Origin of the sequence: Cellvibrio sp. KY-YJ-3, from assembly GCF_008806955.1 — a bacterium.
Taxonomy (GTDB): Bacteria; Pseudomonadota; Gammaproteobacteria; order Pseudomonadales; family Cellvibrionaceae; genus Cellvibrio.
The window spans coordinates 1424892-1446981 of the sequence record NZ_CP031727.1; the positions used below are offsets into that span (position 1 = coordinate 1424892).

General features: G+C 43.9%; 9 protein-coding genes and 1 pseudogene. All 10 read right to left on the reverse strand.

The genetic code is table 11. The annotated features are described in order from the left end of the window. Positions 1 to 91: 91 nt before the first annotated feature. Positions 92 to 862: a serine O-acetyltransferase gene (cysE, locus tag D0B88_RS06000; protein WP_369728130.1), complete on the reverse strand. Its 771-nt coding sequence runs from the start codon at positions 860 to 862 to the stop codon at positions 92 to 94. Between the two features lie 120 nt (positions 863 to 982). After that, positions 983 to 1858: pseudogene (locus D0B88_RS06005) on the reverse strand (serine/threonine protein kinase); the annotation flags it as partial. Positions 1859 to 2089: 231 nt separating this feature from the next. Continuing rightward, positions 2090 to 8392, reverse strand: coding sequence for a DEAD/DEAH box helicase (locus D0B88_RS06010; RefSeq protein WP_151055854.1), 6303 nt, complete (start codon positions 8390 to 8392; stop codon positions 2090 to 2092). After that, positions 8379 to 11759 (reverse strand): STY4851/ECs_5259 family protein, encoded by a 3381-nt coding sequence (locus D0B88_RS06015; RefSeq protein ID WP_151055856.1) that lies wholly within the window; start codon positions 11757 to 11759, stop codon positions 8379 to 8381. The genes D0B88_RS06010 and D0B88_RS06015 overlap by 14 nt, the downstream gene beginning before the upstream one ends. 130 nt (positions 11760 to 11889) lie before the next feature. Next, a complete protein-coding gene (locus D0B88_RS06020) occupies positions 11890 to 12519 on the reverse strand; it encodes a hypothetical protein (RefSeq protein WP_151055858.1) in 630 nt (209 codons plus the stop codon). Positions 12520 to 12521: 2 nt separating this feature from the next. Then, positions 12522 to 13616 carry a ComEC/Rec2 family competence protein gene (locus D0B88_RS06025; RefSeq protein WP_151055860.1) on the reverse strand — a complete coding sequence of 365 codons (1095 nt, stop codon included), beginning with the start codon at positions 13614 to 13616 and terminating at the stop codon, positions 12522 to 12524. A 163-nt stretch (positions 13617 to 13779) separates the two neighbouring features. Continuing rightward, on the reverse strand, positions 13780 to 17322 hold the full coding sequence (locus tag D0B88_RS06030) for a DEAD/DEAH box helicase family protein (RefSeq protein ID WP_151055862.1): 3543 nt from the start codon (positions 17320 to 17322) through the stop codon (positions 13780 to 13782). A gap of 11 nt (positions 17323 to 17333) precedes the next feature. After that, positions 17334 to 18560: a restriction endonuclease subunit S gene (locus D0B88_RS06035; protein WP_151055864.1), complete on the reverse strand. Its 1227-nt coding sequence runs from the start codon at positions 18558 to 18560 to the stop codon at positions 17334 to 17336. After that, the gene (locus D0B88_RS06040; protein ID WP_225318557.1) at positions 18557 to 20203 is read right to left on the reverse strand and encodes a class I SAM-dependent DNA methyltransferase; all 1647 of its coding nucleotides are present in this window, start codon (positions 20201 to 20203) and stop codon (positions 18557 to 18559) included. The genes D0B88_RS06035 and D0B88_RS06040 overlap by 4 nt, the downstream gene beginning before the upstream one ends. A gap of 57 nt (positions 20204 to 20260) precedes the next feature. Continuing rightward, on the reverse strand, positions 20261 to 21727 hold the full coding sequence (locus tag D0B88_RS06045; protein ID WP_151055866.1) for a sigma-54-dependent Fis family transcriptional regulator: 1467 nt from the start codon (positions 21725 to 21727) through the stop codon (positions 20261 to 20263). Positions 21728 to 22090 lie beyond the last annotated feature (363 nt).

Genomic DNA, 22090 nt, shown 5'->3' on the forward strand with positions numbered 1-22090 from the left:
TTGCTTCTATTGGTTGATATTTATTGGTGCGCGTTGGCTTTTTTGGTGCACTCTTGTGCTGCTTAAATGTGCGCTTGTGAGTGCCCCTTTATCAGCGAATAAGGTGATCCATTTCACGTGCAGGTTGTGAACACTGTGTCTCCCCGATCACCTGCGCCGGTACGCCTGCCACAGTCGCGCGCGCAGGTACGTCTTTAATCACTACACTGCCTGCACCAATTTTGGCGCATTCGCCCACGGTGATATTGCCCAAAATCTTGGCGCCGGCGCCAATTAACACGCCTTTGCGCACTTTGGGGTGTCTATCGCCGGCTTCTTTACCCGTGCCGCCCAGGGTGACCGACTGCATGATGGACACCATGTCCTCGATCACCGCTGTCTCGCCAATCACAATGCCGGTGGCGTGATCAAACATAATGCCCTTGCCGATACGCGCTGCGGGGTGGATATCCACCGCAAACACCGCCGAAATGCGGTTCTGCAGGAACAGCGCTAGTGAATTGCGCCCCTGATTCCACAGCCAATGCGCAATGCGATAAGCCTGCAGTGCGTGAAAGCCTTTGAAGTAAAGCAGCGGTGTTACCAGCGAGCAGCAGGCGGAGTCGCGCTCGCTAACCGCGAGTAAATCCGCACGCACCGACTCCACAATGCTCTGGTCTTTTGCCATGGCCTCCTCGATGACTTCGCGAATTAACATGGCGGGCAGCGCCGGGCTATCGAGTTTATTGGCGAGGTGGAAGCTGAGTGCCGCTTCCAGGGTGTCGTGATTGAGGATGGTGGAATAAAGGAAGCTGGCGAGTACCGGTTCGGCCTCGGCTTGTTTGCGGGTTTGCACGCGAATCGATTCCCACAAACTGTCGATGACAAGGGCGCTGGTGGCGGTGGTAACGTTGGCATTCATGGCCAGATCCTTATTCGGAGAAATAAAAAACCATTATTGGGGGCGTAGGTGAATAATTCCAGCACCAGCAGCTCGATACGTTTAATAAATGACCAGTGGTGGTTCGTTCATCGCCGCCAGCTGCTCGCGTAACTCCAAAATATGCTCGCCCCAATAGCGTTCGGTGTTAAACCAGGGGAAGTGACGGGGAAAGGCCGGGTCGGTCCAGCGCCGCGCCAGCCACGCACTGTAGTGCATGATACGCAGGCTGCGCAGGGCTTCGATCAAGGCCAGTTCCGCCAAATCAAAATCGCAAAACTCGCGGTAGCCTTCCAGCACTTCCGCCAGTTGCAAAGTCTGTTGTTCGCGCTCGCCGGAGAGCAGCATCCACAAATCCTGAATCGCCGGGCCCATGCGTGCATCGTCAAAGTCGACGAAGTGGGGCACCTCTTCGCGCCACAAAATATTGCCGGGGTGACAGTCGCCATGCAGGCGGATGGGCGTGTAGTCCACGCGTGCGAATAGCGTTTCGCAGCGCGCTAATAAATCGGCGCCTAAGGTGCGATAAGACTCGCACAGGCTGGCGGGGATAAAATCGTTCGCCAGTAAAAAGTCGTAACTGTCGCGCCCAAAGGTTTGGATATTCAGCGCCGGGCGATGCACAAACGGGCGCGCCTGCCCCAAGGCGTGGATGCGCCCGAGGGTGCGGCCGAGTGAGAGCAGCGCATCAAAGTCATCCAGATTGGGTGCGTGGCCGCCTTGACGTAAGTAGAGCGCAAAACGAAAGCCCTGAAATTCGCGCAGGGTATTACCTTCATCGTCGGCCATGGGCGGCACTACCGAAATCTCCAAGTCCTTTAACGCCTGGGTGAACTCATGCTCTTCAATAATCTGTTCATTGGTCCAGCGCTCGGGGCGATAAAACTTCGCGATCAAGGGGCTCGCGCCTTCAATGCCCACTTGGTAAACACGATTTTCATCATACCCTTAACGCAATTATACATGTGCACCGGTACCTGGTTGTTAATAAAGAGGTTTTTTTAGATAAAAAAATAAATATGTATACATTTATATCCAGGGTGTTGTGTACAAATATAGCTGGATGGTGCGGCTCGACAGTTATGGCAAGGCTCACCAATGTTTTGTCGCCGGTATAATCGCCAGTCTATAACTATAGCCCTGCATTTATCTGTGAGTGACGGCATGGCGTTATTCAAGATCCCTATGTTTCACAAAAATCTGAGTGGGGAACTTTTTCGAGAATCTCACCGCTAGGGTCTGCTGCAACGCGACCAAATTTTTCACTTGCTCCTCAGTCGAGGCATTTAAATTTAAATGTGTTCGACTTTTATCATTAGCGCTCCAACAACCAAAGCCATGATCAAATCGTATATAAGTAACACGACCATTGTCCCACTCAAGTGACAACACTCGGCCATGTGCAATGTCGGACATAGGCATTATGCGAGCATCAATTTCCAACCCCATATAAGAGAAGTATCCTTGAAGAACTGACCTTCTAGTGGTGCTATCTGCCCATTCCGCATAAACACCAGTGTATTTATCTGACACGGGCCTTGAACCGGTAGATAGCTCCACTTCAGCTACGCTCCAGCGGAGTCCAAGGGATAACTTTAAAGAGTTTATGAGTTCCGCAAAAAGCATTATCGTCCAAGGTGATGAAACATATGCATCTGAATATGAGGCTCGGATTAATTCGACATCACCACGTATTAATCTTTGCAGCAAAGGGCATTTTTCCAAAAGTTGAGCCCAGAGACGATCCCCGAATCCATCTAAGTTCCCATCACATTTAGTCATTAATTCAACTTCAATATCGCCAGCCCCGGAATCTATTAAAAATTGATTAGGGTCTATACTGGTTGTGTTGATAGCAGGCAGCTCTTCGGTCATTATTCGATAAGATGCGTCCGTATCCCACCACTTTTCATTGGGAATATTTGCAGCAGGGTTTGACACGCCAAATGACGTAACAGGGGTGTTGAGCTCTTCCTCACAGGTTATTGCCTGTGCCAATAAGCATCCATTACAAGCCTCTGAAATATCAGGATGTGCGATTGATAAAGAAATGCCCATTTTTGATAAGGCATAGAGATCCTCTTTATCCACAGAATCTAATGTGCTCAAGTCAGTCGTAGGTAAAACCAACTCAACCTTTTCGAAATAATTTTTCCAAGTTAAACAGTTATCCTTTAAGTTTCCAGCGCTTATATTCCAGTCCTTATATCTTCCACTAGTGAATAACTTTAAGTGCTTAGCCCCGGCCGTAGCTTTTGATAAAATTTCACTTGATAACGTCTCAGTACAATATGTATTCACACCTTTAAATAATTTTGCTTCAGTTGGCATTTCTAAAAATGGCAAAGCTTTAGCAAGATAATCAAGAGCTAAATGTCTGTTCAAAAGCTCCGTATAAAAACGGGTGTCGTAGCCTATGAGACACGACTGACATGCGCTTTTACACTCCGCAACACAATTAAGATATTTACGTGCAGTTTTTAGCATGACTTCTAAGTGTTTCGGTGCTTGAGACGAAAAGCCAGCACCTCCACCTGCTGTATCGTAAAGCGCAATCGTGGCTACAGGATAGCCGCAGCCTAGCAGCATCGTGGGCTTAACTGAGTAGCCAATTTCATCAGAGTTGACACCGTGACAATCTGCGAGAGCTTGGCGAAGAGCAACAGCTAATGTCCACATAAGCTGATCATTTTTTTCATGTCTCAAATAGGTGTTTTTTGTTGGATCTTTGAGATAGAGCTCAAAAACATCAGTTTGATCTGTAGCGCCCAAATGTATCCCAGCTTTAATCGCGTACTGATCATCACTGCCTTCACAACGAGGGTCGGTCACTCCATTTGCCTTTCCCTGCAATCTGGTGTGATGTTCGCCGGGTTTTAGTGTGTGCGGAAATTCGCCATGTAAAAGCATGGAATCAGCTTTCCCGCAGCGCAAACAAATAGCATATCCAGTTCCATTGAGGCCAGATGAGTGAGAAAAGATGTGCCCTTGTGAGCTTGCGCGCAGTGAGCCCAATAATGGCTGAAAAAGTGGCACTAAATCCGATTTTGCAGTAACCCAGGGTTGCTCAACCGGAATATAGGATTGGGTACTAATGTCGTTTTTTGGTGAGCTGTAACAATCCACCGCAAATCCAGATGGCTCTATATACTCTTTGACGTGATCCGAATGCAGTTCAGAGCCACAGGAATCACAACGCCCAGAAAATGCGCTAGCAGATACGTTGCCAATATCTCCACATTTGTGGCAACGCCATTCCTTTTTAATAATATGTCCTTCTGATGAGGAGTCAGGCGAAAAGGTATTCAACAAAATACCTGAAGATTTATAAACTAATCCATCGATAACAACTTCTGCTCCAGGCGCATATTCCCTAATTGCAACTGCAATGTCTCGTGCAGGTCGCTCTTTCATTCTGGTGCGGTTATCAATACGGCCAGATGCCTTAACATATTTCCCAGACTTATAATCTGACACAGAATAATGATCAAAGGTAACAATACCAGTAGGGAAACCGTAACCAGGCAAAAAAGCTTTGGCCGCAAGAACCGATAATAAATACTCTTTACCCAAAGCATTTAAATCAATTTCAATTTTTCTCTTATAGGGATCAGTTTCTGGAACACTTGTGAGTTCCCTAAGTTCTTTGCTAAGTTTTATATACTCGGGCAACCAAGAGTTTTTGGCCGATATTAAATCTTGAATGGCTCGCTCGAGAATATACTTGTGGCTAGAAGAAGCTAAAATGCTGCCTTTGATAATTTTCTGAATTCCACATTCGAGCTTGGCATACTGATTCTCTATCAGCATAGAATGAAGCCATCGAGACATCTTTTCAGATGGTGACGACTCAGTATCATCGCCATTAAAAAACCAATTACATGTTAAGGATGTAACCTCAGTTTCGGTTACTTTTGATATCTCTCTAAGAAAGGTTGATAGCAACAAGGCATTTACATGACGTTGAACGATGCGCTCACTATTCAAAGTTATATAAGGCGCTTTGATCGCTGTAATAAATGGCCACAACGGATCATTAAAGACATTTCTCTCATGTGGATTATCTTTACACATGGTGAATGCGACAGCTTGAGTCTCACCTCTGCGCCCAGCACGCCCAGCACGCTGTAAATAGTTGGCGGGATGTGGAGGTACATTATTCATTGCGACCACCGATAAACCACCAATGTCCACGCCCATCTCCATTGTGGTGGAGCAGCATAAAACGTTAACCTTTCCAGTTTTAAATTGTGCTTCGTAAGTTTTTAATTTAGATGCTGGCTGTTGCGCTGAATGCTCCGCTGCCCGGAAAAACCCGGAGCTTTGCACAACTTTATCGCTTATGTCTGTCCATAAATTTTCAGATCGCAGGGCTTGAATTTCTGGCTGAGACGAAATCCATCTACTTGCAGCAGATTTACGTTCATTTTCAGATGCGTATGAAGATGAATTCTCTTTGTATACAGCTAAGGATATTTTTCGGCATGTAATGTTTTCTAAACTACATTTAGTGGGCAAGTAAGGTGAGATTCCCTTAAATGTTGAATCCAGCAATCGATTCGTTATTGGGCAAATCCAAGCCTCGGTACAATTTTTAAATGATATCTCAGCTCTAGCCAAATGGAACTCAAGCGTTTTTCCTGCCGAAGGAATTAAAATCTGGCGGCTTTGCGTTGTATTTGTCTTAATATCTGTATAAGTGTGAACTTTAGTTAGCTCAGTCCACGCAGCCCTTAAGCACTCATTTATTCGGTCGATATGATCAGTGTTTTTTATATCTAAGTTGCAGGCCGCGATTAACAAGCGGACTAGTCTGTGCTGTGAGGCATTTCCGACCAATGGCCAACGGTATATGCGTGATGAAGTTGATTCTTTGGAGTCATACTTAACAACCGTCTTGGGGAATATTTTTGCCCCCATCATTCGTGTCCAGCCATCCTGAATATTGATAATGCTGTTTTCACGAATATAAAAATCTAAAATAACTTTTAAATAGCTTTTCCAGTCTTCCAGAGTTAGCGATAAACTTTCCCAAGCAGAAGGAGTTTTCTTAATAAGTTCTAACGCGGGGTACTCAACTGCCACCAACCCAAGAGTTTCTAAGCTGTTTTGTCTTTTGGGGCGGCGAGAAAACTCTCGCAGTAAAAATATTTCAGATAACGTTCTTGCTCCGGTCTCACAATTAAAAAAATCAGCGTTTAGACTTTTATAATAATCAAGCGCCCACTTACCAATATCATCACTCCTTTCAAGCCTATTGATAGCATCATTCCAAGACAATAACTCGCCCTTGCCTAAGGAATGAATTTCATCATATAGTTTTGCAGCGGTTGCCTCAAAGTCTGAAGCCATTGCAGATATATCAGGATCATCAGACGATCTTAATTTATTAGCTTTAGATAATAATTCAGAATACTTGCGATTTTTTTCTTCAATAACGTCTGCTGGTAGTGTTAGAAGATTGTTGGCTGAGCCGTGATAAATAATACTGCGAACACTATTTCGTTCAGAATCTTGTTGCAGTTTGATTGAAATGCGAGCGGTTCCTTGTCGGCTATCGGTAAAAGTAATCAATCGTTTTCCGCGAAATGGGCGGTCACTAGCATCGTCACTTTCCTGGCAAGCATCTAACAATGTAGGCGCAGCAGTGCTAATAAAAAATGGTGCCCCCAATAATGCTCGTCTATAAAATAATGCCTTGCCATTGGCATGGCCGCATTCAACGCATTCAGGGTGTATTAAAGAATTTATATCTATTAGGCTTTTATCTGAAGCGACAAGTTCACCCTCATTATTGATTGATAACGAATAAGTATTTGCCCCTGATTCATCTACCTTAGGACTTAAAAATATATCTTCTGTAGAGAGTTCTTGATCCGAAGAATCATCAGCCTCAACTTCATCAGAGGATTCAGAGTCAATACTGAATTCATCTACTCCGTTATTACTTTTTTGTATTAATTTATTAATGCCACGAACGCCATGTAAATATGGTGTATTACAATCCGTACAGAAAACCAGCTCAAGCACCGGTGCGCCGCATTCGCAATGGAGTCTACGCTGGGTATAAACTCGTCCGAACGGCCAGCCCTTTTCTAATTTCGTACCAATTTTTTTGTTGCATTTGCTATCGGTACAACACCATATTCCGTTCAACACCTGCTGAAAGAGGTGCGCTCGTAACGGCAGAAATGGTTCGATATCTTTAACTTCGTTTTTTGTCTTTGTCGCTGGCTTTACTGTGTGCGAACAAACGTCAATCCACTTCAGGGCCTCGTTGCCGTCAGCCGAAGCGAACACATTTGCGGCAATGGCATCCAAGGTTATGGGCTTTCTTTGCGCAACAAAAAAATCCCTTAGTTTTCTGGATTTTTCATTACCTGCTAGCAGTTGATATCGAGTCTCAGAGTCGGAAATCCCATCATCAATTGCCGAGAGCTGAGTCACGTCAAATGTATTCTTTTCGCCACGTGGTATTTCTGGCACATCCCGCTTGCCACCGATTACTAAAACCTGGTCAGTGCTGATGCCAGCTAAATTTGCAAGGTATGTTTGCAGCTGAGCACTGGCTTTTCCATCGCCAATCGTTGCCGATGTTGCAACAAATCTCACATCCTTCGATTCGACCCCGAAGGTGTGTAACACCCTCCGCATTAGTAAAGAAAGCTCAGCCGCTTGCGAACCCACATAAGAGTGAGCCTCATCAAGCACTATCCAACGTAACTTTCCATAGGATCTTTTAATGATCGGCTCATCAATCTGCCGGATGAGCATGTATTCCAGCATGGTTGCATTAGTTACTAATATAGGAGGTGGGGACTCTCTTAATTTTTTACGGGTCAATACCTCATTCGGAAATTTGGCTTGATCGGCATGTTTGCTCTCTTCAGTATTACCGTTATAAAGGCAGAACCTCAGTTTATCTCCAAAAGTTTCATGGTTTGTCCACGCACGTAGTCGTTCGCGCTGACTATTAATTAATGCATTCAGTGGGTAAATAAATAGTGCACGAACACCCTCTATTTGCTGAGCAGATTCTTCTATCTCAGTAGCAATATCATTGAGAATGGGCACCATAAAACATTCTGTTTTCCCTGAGCCTGTTCCGCTCGTCACTACAACAGACTTCCTAGTATTTGTTAAAGTTCTCCATGCTTCTAACTGATGCTTAAAGGGATGCCAATCCCGGCCGAAGCGATGATCTTTATTGCTATCCATAGCGGTAACCAAAGAGTTTTTCAACAATCCTTCTAGGACAAGATCATCCATAGTTTTGTCACCCTTCTCCCAGGCAAAGGTTGCCTCAAATACAGGATCCGCAATAAACCGTGTTTTTTTATCATTTCCATTCAGTTCTTCAATGAGATGCTGACGAAGATCTTTATTGGTTATCCCCAAAATACTGACTGTGGACTCGCTCGCCCTGTCCGCAAGAGTCGATAATATTGATTGATAATAATTAGTTGAGCTCATGCGTTACTCCCGATAAATTCTTGATATACAACCACTGAGTCACTATTGAATAGATGTCGTCAAACCAATCATCATCAAAATCCCTAATGCGTTTAATTTTGAAAATTTCAGATGAGGTAACGCCAAGAAAGTTATCAACTTCTGTGGTGGCCTGTATTGCAAGTACAAATGGCAAAAAAAGCGTACATTGCTGATGACGATGGTCTAAATTAAAAGTCAAATCCAGTAGATGGGAATGGGTGTTAAATAGATCGCCTATCCTACTCGTTAGCATGTAAGGCCACTCGCGCTCTGCCATTTTTGTTAGCAGTGCTTGTTTCTTGGAAAAAACGAATGCATTAACAAAATTTAAGCCTCTTAAATCCAGTGCATCCAACTCCGGAGAAGCCGCGCCAAGCAACTCACGGCGAAATATTTGTGTAACACCATTGAATGATTCGCCGAGCATCTCTATTAAATTTATTTTCTTTTCAACAAGCTCAGCAATTAAATCCGCATCGTCCAAATAGACTTCGTACTCCAGCCTTAGTCTGTTTAATGTATCTCTCCATACGGAAAGCGGCGTAAGCTCCCACATAACAGGAAGTTCAGCGTTAATTTTTGTAATTACATCCTGTTTCGTACAGAGCAAGAGATGCGCCATGAATCGCGGCTCTGTTACCGCAACACGCCACAGATCAAACGTTGTTAGAGGTAAGTGACTCGTATGCTCCCAGAGGCTGTTTATATAATCCCAGCCTGAATGATGTTTATCCTCTGTCATTTTCAGGAGAACCTTACGAATAGCCTCTTGGCGTTCAGGCTCACTTGCTTTTGATATGGCTTTTACAAGTGCGCACTCGTAGTTATCTGAATTTTTTCCAATAGAAGGGACAACCCATAACACGGGGCGGAACTGAAGTGGCGAATCTTTCGATGGGAACAAAATCCATGGGCCGCCATCGACTTTATCCAAATCAAATTGCCATCGCCCTGTAGCAACACCCTCTGACCTCAATGGTATTAGGGGGGATTGTTGTTTATGTGGGGCTGTTAAATTAATGGGAGCTATGCTGGTATTGGCCACAGCATCTAATTCCGCACTGGTAAGCGAATGGTCGCTAAGTTCCAGTCGCCCTGTTCTGTAGTCTACCTCTAACGAATGGGCATACTGTTTTACGGTTAATGATATTTTTTCTTGTGAATCAACTATCAATATAATTCTAACTGCCGCATCTAAACTTCGGCTTACGTTTAACAATCTGACGATTGACTCCTTCCAGTCATTTACTGAGAGAAGGGTAATTTCACCAGCTAATCTGATTTCATTTTTCAGCACAATTTCTTGCTTTGACTCATCGTTCACATTGATATCAATAAGCCTAAACTCTAAATAGGCTTTTTTGCCGTCTTTGTACCTATCGTCATAGTAATGAATGCGGTAACCATAAAGTCCTTCTAAATAAAGATTGGAGGCGTTGCTGACTTTCTTTCCTTTTGCATCACGTAATATCGCCCCGCGCGCTGGAAATGGCAGCGTTAAAATTATGTCGTTCCTATGTCCAACTGCTTTTAATGATATTTTTATGTTGCGTGGAGGGCTATCTATTGCCTTAGCCTTAATGGCAGCACCGTTGGTACTTGGGATCAACCTGATGTGAAGATCAGAATCTGGAATGGTCACCTCCATCCCATTAAGGTTATCTACAATTATCTCCCCTGCCTTGGCGTCAATTTTGTCAGCTATTAACGAAATCGAAAGCTGTTGCGGAAGAATTGCAATTCGTTTGCGAAGTACAACATCTCCACCATCGTCCAGTAATCGAACTTCATAATTACCGGTCGAGATGTCTTTAATTTGCTGCCAAGGTGAATCGCAGCCAATAGGCTTTGCAATTAAGCCCGATGTGCCTTTATTTATAGTCTGCTCAGTTATGGAGTTAACGCAAATCAATTCAGGAATGCCAACGTAAGTTTCTGTTGGCATTGTTGAAAAAGGTAATTGCTTTCCAGTTAGATGATATTGATGCAACGAATCTATTTTTCCCGCAGACAACTTGTAACATTCCAGCTCATTCTTACAAGTAGTCGCACCTCGAAGTTTATAGAGATGGCCCTCGAATATTTTCCCGTACTGAATGACTGAACTTCCATCTTTAGAATCCAAAGAGAATTTATTTGGTATGTAGACAAAAGCATTCTCTTGGCTTGTTGACTGGCTTGCAGTGCCTTGCAAAACCCATTTTTCGTCAAGCCTTTTAAATAGAAAAGGAATGTCGCAATCAACAATTACTGTTTCTATAATGGGCTTTGAATGTACGACCATGCCCAGTGATTTAAGATTAAAGGTATAGGCTAATAGTGCATCAAGACCTGATATTTGCGTTTTCACACCAAAGACACGTAATACATTCTCACCAGATTTTTGTGTCTGTATGGCTCGCCCGAGTGAATAGGCTTTCCCATTTGATGCCAATAATTCAATCTCTAAATTGGCTGGTAGCTCAACTCCAGCTGGTAGCCCAATACTGTTTAACTCAATAAAAGTAGGGATCTCTACATCGAGAAAAATATTGGGATTCTCTCCTTCGGCACCAATAAGTAACCTTTTTAGGCCAATGCAAGCGACAGACTTGGTCTCAATTTTTGCTATTGAAACCTCCTTGATTAATTCACTTAATAGCGCTGTTGCAACCTGATCATTAATCGGTAACGGAAACTTCTCACGCCACTTAGGAAATGCAGTATCTAACCATGCAGTAGGATTAGCCTGTTCGTGCAATTTATATTTTTCTCTAAGATCAACAGTTACTTGCACCATGTCAGTCAAAATGGCGATAACCTCGTTACCTCGAAATGCATTAGGAATTAGCTCGTTGTAATTCTCAATGAGTGCTTGAATCGAATGACCACTTGCAATGTGTTTTTTAATAACGGGTTTTAAAAGTTTTTCTAGCCATCCTTTAGATTCGGCAAGTTGGTGCAAAGGCAGCCCGCCCTCTGTGGCAATAGTTCCTAAGTATCGGCGTGATTCATTAAATACACGCACTTCTCTACGCCAACGCTGCAAACCCAGCTCAATAAGGTCATTGCGGCGAGCTACACTTAAATCTTGGTAATTCAATCCTATCGAAGAAAAAACTTCTTCCCAGCCCCAGTTTCCCTGGTAATGTCTACGCCACCAATCTGCAGCATAGATAACAAAAACAGCGTCCCAATTCAGCATTTTTGAAATGTTTTTTATGCCAAACATTGAGCTCAACTTAAGCAGGTTATGCAGAGAGTTATACTCTTCGTCGCTCACGCGATACTGATAAAGGGGTCTGCCATCTGGTTTTTGCAAGTCATGCCTTGCTAGCAGGGAGTTGAACCATTCCAATGGTCTCATAGCCTTCTCACGATATTTTTTAGTTGAAATAATTGTTATTAATTTCCAGATTCATTCCTTTTTTCGCTAAAGATGAAAATTCCTTTTTCACTGTTAAAATTATACTTTTCAATTGCATTTATCTTGGTAATTACTTGGAAAGATAAATAGCAACCGATGTGGTTACAAATCGTCGCCCTGTGCTATTAGCGGCAACAACAAAACCTATAAAAAATAGGGTAAAAATAATTAAGCCTTTTTGATTTATCAAACCAGCAATGCTTGGGGATAAAATTAGTGTGCCCCCTAAAATTATTATGCAAATTAGGGATATCGCAGCCGCATCGCGATATAGCAAATAAGATTTGTGTACTGAAGCCACCTCAAGCTCATTGGCGATGGGTCGATAAATCTCCTTGTACCAATATTGATTCTGCCGAAGAGGATTGTTATCCAGCGCATCAAAATCGGCCACTCGATGTTTTAGCAATTCAAAGTCAATCCTCGAATCGGATCTCGATAGTTTAAGAAAGCGGTGCCCCGGCAGGGCACACTTTAAGCGAAGAAAAACCAAGCTATTTTTAATATCGGTTGGCAGTAGATAGCTAAACCAAGCAGTTACTACACTTAGGGCTAATGCTGCACCTCCAGTAGAAGCTAGCGATTTAAATTGTGACAGATCAATCTTGCCCTGAGTTACAAAATAACCTGCCAGTAGCTGCAACAATGCAAGTGCAGATAATGAGGCAAGGTTTTGGGCTTTTAGTGAAATCACAGCCATTATCAAGCTTCCTCATCTTCGTATTCAAAGTGATAAGGTTCGGGGTCTAAAGCACTCCAGCCCTCTCTATTTGGCGCGTCATGAGTGTGGCAAATACCTTTTCCTCGAGTCGCCAATACCCGCACCCCTCTATGGGTGAACGCGTTTAAAACGGCTTTGCGAGGGTGCTTGGGCTCTCCACATTTTGCAGTTGATGCGATTGCGGTTATCGAGCGAGTCTCCCCGTGAGATACCGGATTACCGATAAGGCGATTTAAAACGCTGGGCCCCACATTGCGACGACTGCCATGGTGCGGTACTTGAATAAATCGAAGGCTCGCACCGCTGATGCATTGATCAATCTGGTCAGCCGCATGTTCCAGTGCTTGTATTCCCGCATCTCCGGTGAGCACTATGCGTCGCCCATCGACTACTAGTTGTGTGATAACGCTAGAATTATTTTTTGCAGAGGTTACAGAGCTATCATCTAATTGATCCTCTCCCCAAGTTGCAAAGAAACGCTTTACTGCAGCAAATGCCTCTGCAAAAAAGGCCTCTACCTTTTCAATCGGCTCACTTGCTTTAGCAGGCATACCCTCAAAATCAGGTATTAACTCTTCATAGTAGCTTTGCGAGGGGCCGAGTATTTTTAAGCTCCCGCTCGCGTCTTGTAGCCCTGTAAATGGCTCTTTGACTAGAACACCATTTTTCTCAGCTAGCTTGATAAGTGCCCAAGCTTTTTCCACGTTTTCTTTCAAGCGCTCACCGAGACTATTGTCGGTAACACGCCCGTCCGCAAATTTATTAGCCAAATTTTGATTGTGATTCCAAGGTTGATGAATCCATAGCTCGCCAACCTCAAGTTCAGTTAGAACTGCTTCAAGACCGTTAATATGATCCTGATCTGGATGAGTGCTGATAACAATATCAACAACCTCAGTATTGAAGTTCGATCTAATATGCTCCACGAGTGCTGTGCCAGTTGACTTGAAGCCACCATCAACCACCACCACCGTTTGCTCTTGACGTGAGCCGTGGAGATTCCCAAAACGAAGTGCAATCGCATCACCACTTTTAGATTCGTCGCCTACGCCTAAAAAGTCTATTTCATAACCCATTTTTCTATCCTCTACAGTTGATTGACATAAGACATATATCAATCACTGTGCCAATTTTAAAAATCCATATATTTCAATGAGTTAAGAAATTTTTTAGCTCGGAATCCTCAAGCAAACAATAAAATAATTTATGCAAGGGTAAAATAACTTACCGTGCGACTTACTAAGCCACTTCATCATGGGTTGAAACATTGGCATTGATCTTTTTAATCCGCCCTAACAATTCCACTACCTTTGATTCGTCAAAATAAGCGTAAACGCTCTCATCATGCATGTCAGTAAAGGGAGGTTCAAAAATATGAGCAATCTCTAAGGTGCCGTTGCTCATTAGATAGTTGATGATTTGATTAACGAATTGGATTTGCTGGCTGGTGTAGGCACCCTCATCCAAAAAGTCACTGAAGGCCTCTTTAGCGGCGTTCATGTCTAGACCGATAAGTTCACGGATAAACTTACCTAAGGGCTTTGATTCTAAAACCTTCTCCCGGTACAACACTTTATCTGCCATACCGCTGGCATTTAGCAGCAGCTCTTCCAGGGTATCCAAATCGCTTTGGGTGATTGGTTTATTGCGCTTAAGCTTTTGTATAGTGATTTGATCTTGATGATCTTTAATATACTGCTCAGTTTTTTTGCGGTACTGGGACAGATCCAATGAGGCGGTGTAATTAGCGGGGGTTACATCGCTTATCCCTTGAACTTCATCTTCAAAATTGGTGTACACCACATACTTTTCAGTTTTATCCAACGCAAACATTAGATTGCGAAACTTCAAGCGAATTTCTTCAAGCGCGGGCAACGCTATGTGCTCCCAAAACTCTATGGTCTGCACTGCTTGAATTAAGTCCAAGTGCTTTTTAACAGCAGGGATACTGGTTTTTCCTTCTAGCTGTTGTGCAAACTCCATTACTTGAATGCGTAATTTTTCGGGAACCATGCCTTTTTCCAGCAAAGTCAATTGCATGGTGAGTATTTGGTTGTCGAATCGATTAGCTAAATTATTACTCTGCTCATCTGGGTTAAATGGCTCAGCTTCTGTCGGCAGATGTGCAATATGGTTCTCTAGCTCAGTGTGCTTGGTATCGTCGATATGATTCCAGTTTTCACGCTTTAAAAAGGGCTCGATGCTTTGGCGACTCGGACGAACGATAAAATTATCAAGGTTCATGCCCTGAACTTGATGATGCAGTAAATCCAAGGTGTAAGTACGCAACTTCTGTAACTGAGCATACTGGTGCTGTTCAGCAGTCGTTGAGGGGACATTGCCAATAATGTTGTTAATCGCCAGGCTAAGCTTAATGCGCTTATCAAATACCTGCTGACTTATAGGCTTGGCCAAAGTCGATACCAGCCCATTAGGATTAGCGTTAAAGAATTCAAAGTTTTGGCAGTAATCAAACACTTTGAATGTGGTTTTGTGATCATCAGGCCCAAATAGATTTGGGCACTTCCGCGTGCCGCGTCCAATCATTTGAGTGAACTTTACTTTTGACTGCACGACCTTATAAAAAACGAGATTAACGACTTCAGGCACATCAATCCCGGTATCCAGCATATCCACTGAAATGGCTATGCGTAACTTGGGGTTGTTAGGATCGAACGCTTGCCCCTCCTCAGAGAACTCGTCTATTAGACTTTGTGCATAAGGGTTTTTGTAGGTAATAACCTGAGCAAGCTTGCCTTTCCACTTCTTGTAATTTTTATCAAAGACTTTTTGTAGAAACTCAGCATGATCATTATTCGCAGCAAAGATTATGGTTTTGCCAATAACATCACCGCCCTCTACATGTATGCCGCCATGTGCATCCTTACTTAACAGCTGCGCGAACATGAGCTCGGCAGTGTGCTTATTAAAAAGAAACTTATTAACCTCTGAGGGTAACACTTCATCTCGCTCGGCAAGCTGTTCTTTTTCATCCCACTCTGCCTTTTCTTCGTCACTGAGTTCAGCGTATTTAACACCTTCCCGAATAAACTTAGTCGCGACCGATATCTTTGTCGGCGGAACTAAATACCCCTCAGCGTAGGCACTTGTGTCCTCATAGGCATAGGTCGGGATACCATCCTGAAGATCGAATAGCCCGTAGGTGTTTTTGTCTACCTCATCTTTTGGAGTGGCGGTCAAACCTACTAACAAGCCGTCAAAGTATTCAAAGATTTGTTTATATTTTGAATACACCGAGCGGTGGGCTTCATCCACTATGATCAAATCAAAATGACCCACACCAAAAGGCCGTTGATCTGCATCGCGATCAAGCAAGTTTTTCATGGTGGGATAAGTTGAAAAATATAGCCTGCTATCAATGCTGCCTTTCTTTAAGCTCGAATCGAGCAGGGTGCAACTGATACGTGGAGCTAGGTTTACAAAATTCTTTTTGGCCTGGGTAAGAAGCGCATTGCGGTCGGCCAGGAACAAAATGTTTTTTACCCAGTTATTCTTGGTGAGCAAATCGACCAGGCTGATAATAGTACGGGTTTTACCAGTGCCAGTTGCCATAACCAATAACGCTTTGCGCTCACGCTCAACCTCAAAGTGCTCTAACACTTTTGTAATGGCGGCTTTTTGGTAATATCGATCCGCAATATTGTTATCAATTAATTCAGTGACGCTTTGCTTGCCATCAAAAAAAGATACGCGATCAGTGCGGCGTTTAATGAGCAGTTCAAGTTCTTCCTTGGTGTAGAAACCTTGCACCACTCTGGGAATATATTGGGTGTCATCCCATAGATTGGTTTCGTAGCCGTTGGTGTAAAAAATAATGGGGCGAACGCCGCATTGTTTTTCCAAACAATCAGCATATAGCTTGGCTTGGACTTGGCCTGCTGTTGGACTGATACCAGTACGTTTGGCCTCGACTATCGCTAAAGCTGTGCCATCGTCGCTCCACAAGACATAATCTACCTTGCCATTACCGTTTGGGTTCTGGGGTGAGATGGGCATATCACATATGGGGTATTCGCGGTCTTTAACATCAGCAAGTTTCCAGCCCGCTTCTCGCAACAAAGGGTCTATTAACCAGTGACGAGTTTCTGCTTCGTTGTAGTCGTGCTTATCTTGCGCTTGTTTGCTATCTAATACAGCCTGCGCAATGCGTTGCTTCAATGCCTCATTTTCTGCCTGTAAAGCAGCATTTTCCTTTAGGCGCTTTTCTTCCTGTTCCCGTTTTAATTTATCACTTTCTGCTAACTGCTCTTTAAGAGATTCAATCTCTTTAACGGTCATCATCGCCAATTTTGCATCTATGGCGACCGTTTGCGGCACAAGAGCTTCGTCAAATTCAAAAGGGCCAAAATTACTGCGATCTAAATCCGGTGTATAGGTGCGGGCAAACCAATACAGTAAATGGTGCAGTTCTTTTACGGCTTGCAGCGCTTCGCGTTGTGGTGGCGCAGCGCCGTGAACTGCGCCATTACCGATTTTGATAACGAGTTTGAGCTTTGGAAAGAGTGAGTATTTTATGTTTTCTTTAAAGCCCTTATCGTGAATCAGGCTCATCAAGCCTTCGTCATGCTTGGGGCGAACCAAACGGTTATCGATATCAAAAACCGTTTCTACCATTAACTCCACACAATTACGCGCATAGAAGCAACTTACACGCGGATCGCTCTTAATTGCAGCTTCTGCTTTTTTGGCACGAGCCTGCAATTCAGCACAGGCATCCCAGATCGCAAGAAAATCGAAATTGGATTGTGTGATGTTAGTCATAAGAATTCCTTTTAGGCTGCCTTGTGATTAAGGTTCAGTTCGCCGCTAAAGGCTTTTTGAATCAACGAATCAAATAACTTATCAGCATCAACCATATTGTTTTTTTGTTCTTCAATCTGCCTTCTAAGCAAAGAATAGAATTCTTCATATTTTTTTTGTAAGCGCACAGGAGGAAAGATAACGTTCAATGTACTTAACTTTTCTTTTGAAATATTTTTCATTGACCCGCCAGATCCGGATGACAATTTGCTGATTTCAACTCGCTGGCTTGGAAAAGATAGTAATTTCCACATAAAAACCGATGATAACTGAACATCAGCTTTCCAGACAAAGCGCCACAACTTGTCTGGTAGAACAATATTGCCCGGCGTATTGAAGACCATTGCTGTAGCACCGACAAGCTCTGTTGTATTAGCTCGACTAAAAAGCAAATCTCCATTTTTTATATAATGTGCTTCCGGAGGCTCATAATCGTTTGGCAAAGGTTTAGACTCGTAGGACTTAAACTCACCTGAAGTAACTGCGCTTATTTTGGCCACTCTATTTTTAAAATTGGTTGCTTCATCTTCCGAAGCAGCGAGACTTTTCCCACCCAAGAAATCATCAACAATTGATGATAAAGGCAATGTCTTCCACCCCTTCGGATTACTAACCGGATCACCAAACATTTCAATAAATACCGCCTGAGCAAGATTATTAAGTTCTTGCTCCATTTGCTGGCAGTCTTTACGCAGCTGGTCGGCTTTTTCTAAGATCGCGGCGATCTGCTTTTGGATTGAGAGTGGGGGGAGTGGGATTTTGAATTCAGCTAACTCTGATGCGCGGATATTCTTTATGTTTGCGCCAAGTGCAGACTTCGTCCATTCCTTAAAAACAGGAGAATTCAGAAAAAAGTAAAGATAAGAAGGAATACATTTCGAATCGTCTGCTCGAATACCACAACAAAAAGCGCCAAAAGAGCCATTCCAATTTTCATTCGAAATCGCGCATTTTCCAACCAAGTCAGCACTCCCAGAAGAGGTACACATAATGATGTCATTTTTTCTTATTAATTGATCATCTTTTATTTTTGATTTTGGAACCCAAATTCGACCCTCATCCAACAATAGCTCTTGCTGAATACTTCCCGCTCTAATCACAGGCAAATAATTATTCTCTGGCTTTAACTCCCCCTCAGATTTAGCAAAAGTTATTCCTCTTACAATGCTCGCAATCGAGTTTAAAGGAACCGAAATCACAACAATCCCTCCAATGCCGACACGCCTTCAGCCATTTTTTTCTGCAATTCTTTTATACGCTTTAGAATTGCTTTTGGTGAATCGTATTCAACTTCTTCGTACACCACCTCTTTGTACCGGTTTAAGCTCAAGTCATAGTTGTTGGCTTCAATTTCTTTCAGGGGAACCATAAAACTTTGCGCGGTGCGCTTGCGTCGCGCTTCGGTTGGCTTGCCTTCTTCGATTGACTCAAAACGTGCAAGCACATCAGCAATATTGCTTTGCTCATGGGTTGGCTCAGTACCATCTTTAAATAATTGTGTGCGCCTATCATCCAATGAATATCCGTCGGCCTGCATATCGTAAAACCACACTTTATCGGTGCCGCCGGAGTTGGTTTTGGTAAATATTAAAATGGCAGTACTCACACCCGCATAGGGTTTAAATACACCTGATGGCAGGGAAATAACCGCTTGCAGCTTTTGTTCCTTTACAATTTTTTGGCGTATGGCTTGGTGAGATTTGGTAGAACCAAACAAAACACCATCGGGCACAATTACAGCGGCACGGCCGCCGGTTTTAAGCATGCGCAAGATGAGAGCCAAAAATAATAATTCGGATTTTTCAGTAGGCCCTTTTTGTTTGGTGGTGACCTCATTGCCGTCTTCATCAATTTCGGTTTTGCTAGCTTTGGCTTTTTTGGTCGCAGGATTCTTTCCCAGCGCACGCAATAGGTCGGCGGACACTATGTCGAAATCAACACTTCCTTTAAAGGGTGGGTTGGCGAGTATGAGGCTATAGGCTTCGCTGATATTCGCATCACCATAATCTTGCAAGCTATCGCGCTGATGCACTGCAGGATCTTCAATACCGTGCAACAACATGTTCATAGCGCCGATGCGTAGCATGTGACGATCAAAATCGTAAGCGGTAAACATGTTTTGATTGAAATGTTTGCGGTTGGCAGCTTTGGTCAACTCCGTTTTGTATTGCTCTTGAACATATTCGACCGAGGCCATTAAAAAACCACAGGTACCTGAAGCGGGGTCGCAAATTGTGTCGTCAATTTGGGGCTTCATCAGTTGCACCATCATTTTGATGATATGCCGGGGCGTTCTGAACTGACCATTTACGCCCGCCGAGGCTAATTTGCTGAGCAGATACTCGTAAAGATCCCCTTTGGTGTCCTTATCGCTCATATTGATGTTGCTGAGCAGCTGTACCACTTGATCGAGTAGCTTCGGGGAGGGAATCATGAAAATGGCATCTTTCATGTGTTCAGCGAAGCTGCCTTGGCTTTGCAGGCTTTTAATTTTGGGGAAAACCTGGTTCTGCACTATCTCGAACATTTCGTTCGGGTCTTTATCTTTAAAGTTACTCCAACGCAGTGCAGCTTCTTTTTTACTGAAGACCGGGTTAACAAGTTCTTGTCCTGTTGCTTGCGCCTGGCGCTCTGCCGTACGCTGAATTTCATCCAGCCTTCGAATAAACAGAAGGTAGGATATTTGTTCAATAACGGAGATGGGATTGGATACTCCACCTGTCCAGAACATTTCCCATACTTGATCAATTTGGTTCTTTATCTTGCCGGTTAACATAGGTTTCCAAATGCTGCTGATGCCAATACTAATGGCTGTTTGATTGTTCGAATTGGACAGTTGCATAATATTTATTACCCTCATGATGTATTTCCAAAGGGTAATAGCGAGCGCTGTGCCAAGTTATAGTTTGATAGTGTATTTCTTTATCCAGTTACCCAGGGTTTGGTAAGTGCCAAGCCCTAGGAGAGCGGCCGCTTTTGTTTTATTGCCCTGCGCGTCAGCCATGGCGCGCGTTATGTAATGCTGGGCAACCTCACCAATAATTTCTTCAATTTCAATACCTTGGGAAATATCACGCCCCAATATACCCGATTGACCATCTGGCATTGCAAATAGGGCTTGCTGAATATCAGTAGCGGTGATTTTATTACCTGTTGCCCATAAGGAGGCACGCAGCAAAGTAGATTGCAACTCCCGAATGTTACCCCGCCAAGGCTGCTTTAGAATAAGGTTTTTCGCTTCAGCAGAAAGTTTTTTATGGTCCGCCGCATTCAAATCTTTAACTATTCCAGCCAACAGACTTTCGGCTAAAAGAGTAATGTCGCCCGCCCGCTGGCGCAGCGGAGGCAGCTTTAGTACGCCGACCGCGATACGGTAGAACAAATCTTCCCTAAAGCGCCCAGCAGCAACCTCCTGCAAGAGGTCACGGTTAGTTGCGGCTATTACTCTTACATTCACCCTTATTGGTTTTGTCTCTCCAACAGGTGTTAGCTCACCAGACTGGAGTACGCGTAATAGGCGCACCTGAACACTCGGTGGAAGCTCGCCGAACTCATCCAAAAATAAAGTGCCCCCATCAGCCTGCTTAAAAACACCGACATGATCAGCATTGGCCCCCGTAAACGCGCCCTTTTTATGGCCGAAGAGCATGGAGTCAATTAATTCGGGGGGAATAGCGCCACAGTTAACAGGAATGAATGCTCTAGTTGCGCGAGGGCTAGCATTATGGATCGCAGTCGCAAATAGCTCTTTGCCGGTACCGGTTTCACCGTAAATAAGTACTGGGACATCGCGAGCAGCCAGGACGGTCGCCTGCTGCTTGAGCTTATTCATCTCAGGGTTTTGCGTGACTATATCGTTAAAAGCGGCATTGGCTTGAACTTGACCTGCCGCTAGATCTGTCAGCTTTAGGTCCCGACTCGGGATGAATTCAGCGGAGATCTCAAAGGGAATATCGACCTGCTGAACACCCTGTTCAACCGTTGATTGGTAAAACGTCACCTTATGTCTGGTCTTGCCCAAAAGAATCCATACCGCTTGCATGGCGGGAGTGCCGGGGCTGATTAGAACCGCAATAGGCTCTTTGCTTGCGGCAGCTAATTCTGTGAGCAGACGATCTGCAGCAATATAAATGTCATGAAAGTCGATGGGGGATTTGAGAGCTTCGTAACGTGCGGCTACAGGCGCTTTGGTCTGCGCCTTCAGCCATGCGAGGTATGGGGTGACTTCAGCTTCGGTGTAGTTATATAGCAAGTGAAGCGCAGTAAAATCTTCAGCATTAATAGTGGATGCAATTGCTCCAGCTTTATTGCTCTCGCCACTGGCAGCCTTTATGTCATTACCACCAATCCAGCAGACTAAGCGCATAGACTTCGCCCCTGAGAAGAGAGGAGCCCTAAAGAAAAGCAACTAAAGACAAGCCTTTGTGTGTTTTTTATTTGATTCACAATTCATCCAATGAAAGCCTAAACGATGACGAATCTTACTTAGTTTGTGATGGAGAGCAAGAAAAGAAGTATTTATAAGCGCCTTCTGAGCTCCAGCTCGATGCTTCAAGACAAGTAGTCACAGACTCTCTGTAAATGATTGCCCTCCATATAGGGTGAGCAAACACTCTATGCGCCAACCGTGTTATTTAATGTAATTGACGCCAGCCTAATACTGAACTTTACTCACCCCCTGAAAGCCAATCACTGACCTGACCGGCTCACCTCATCAATTAAATATCAA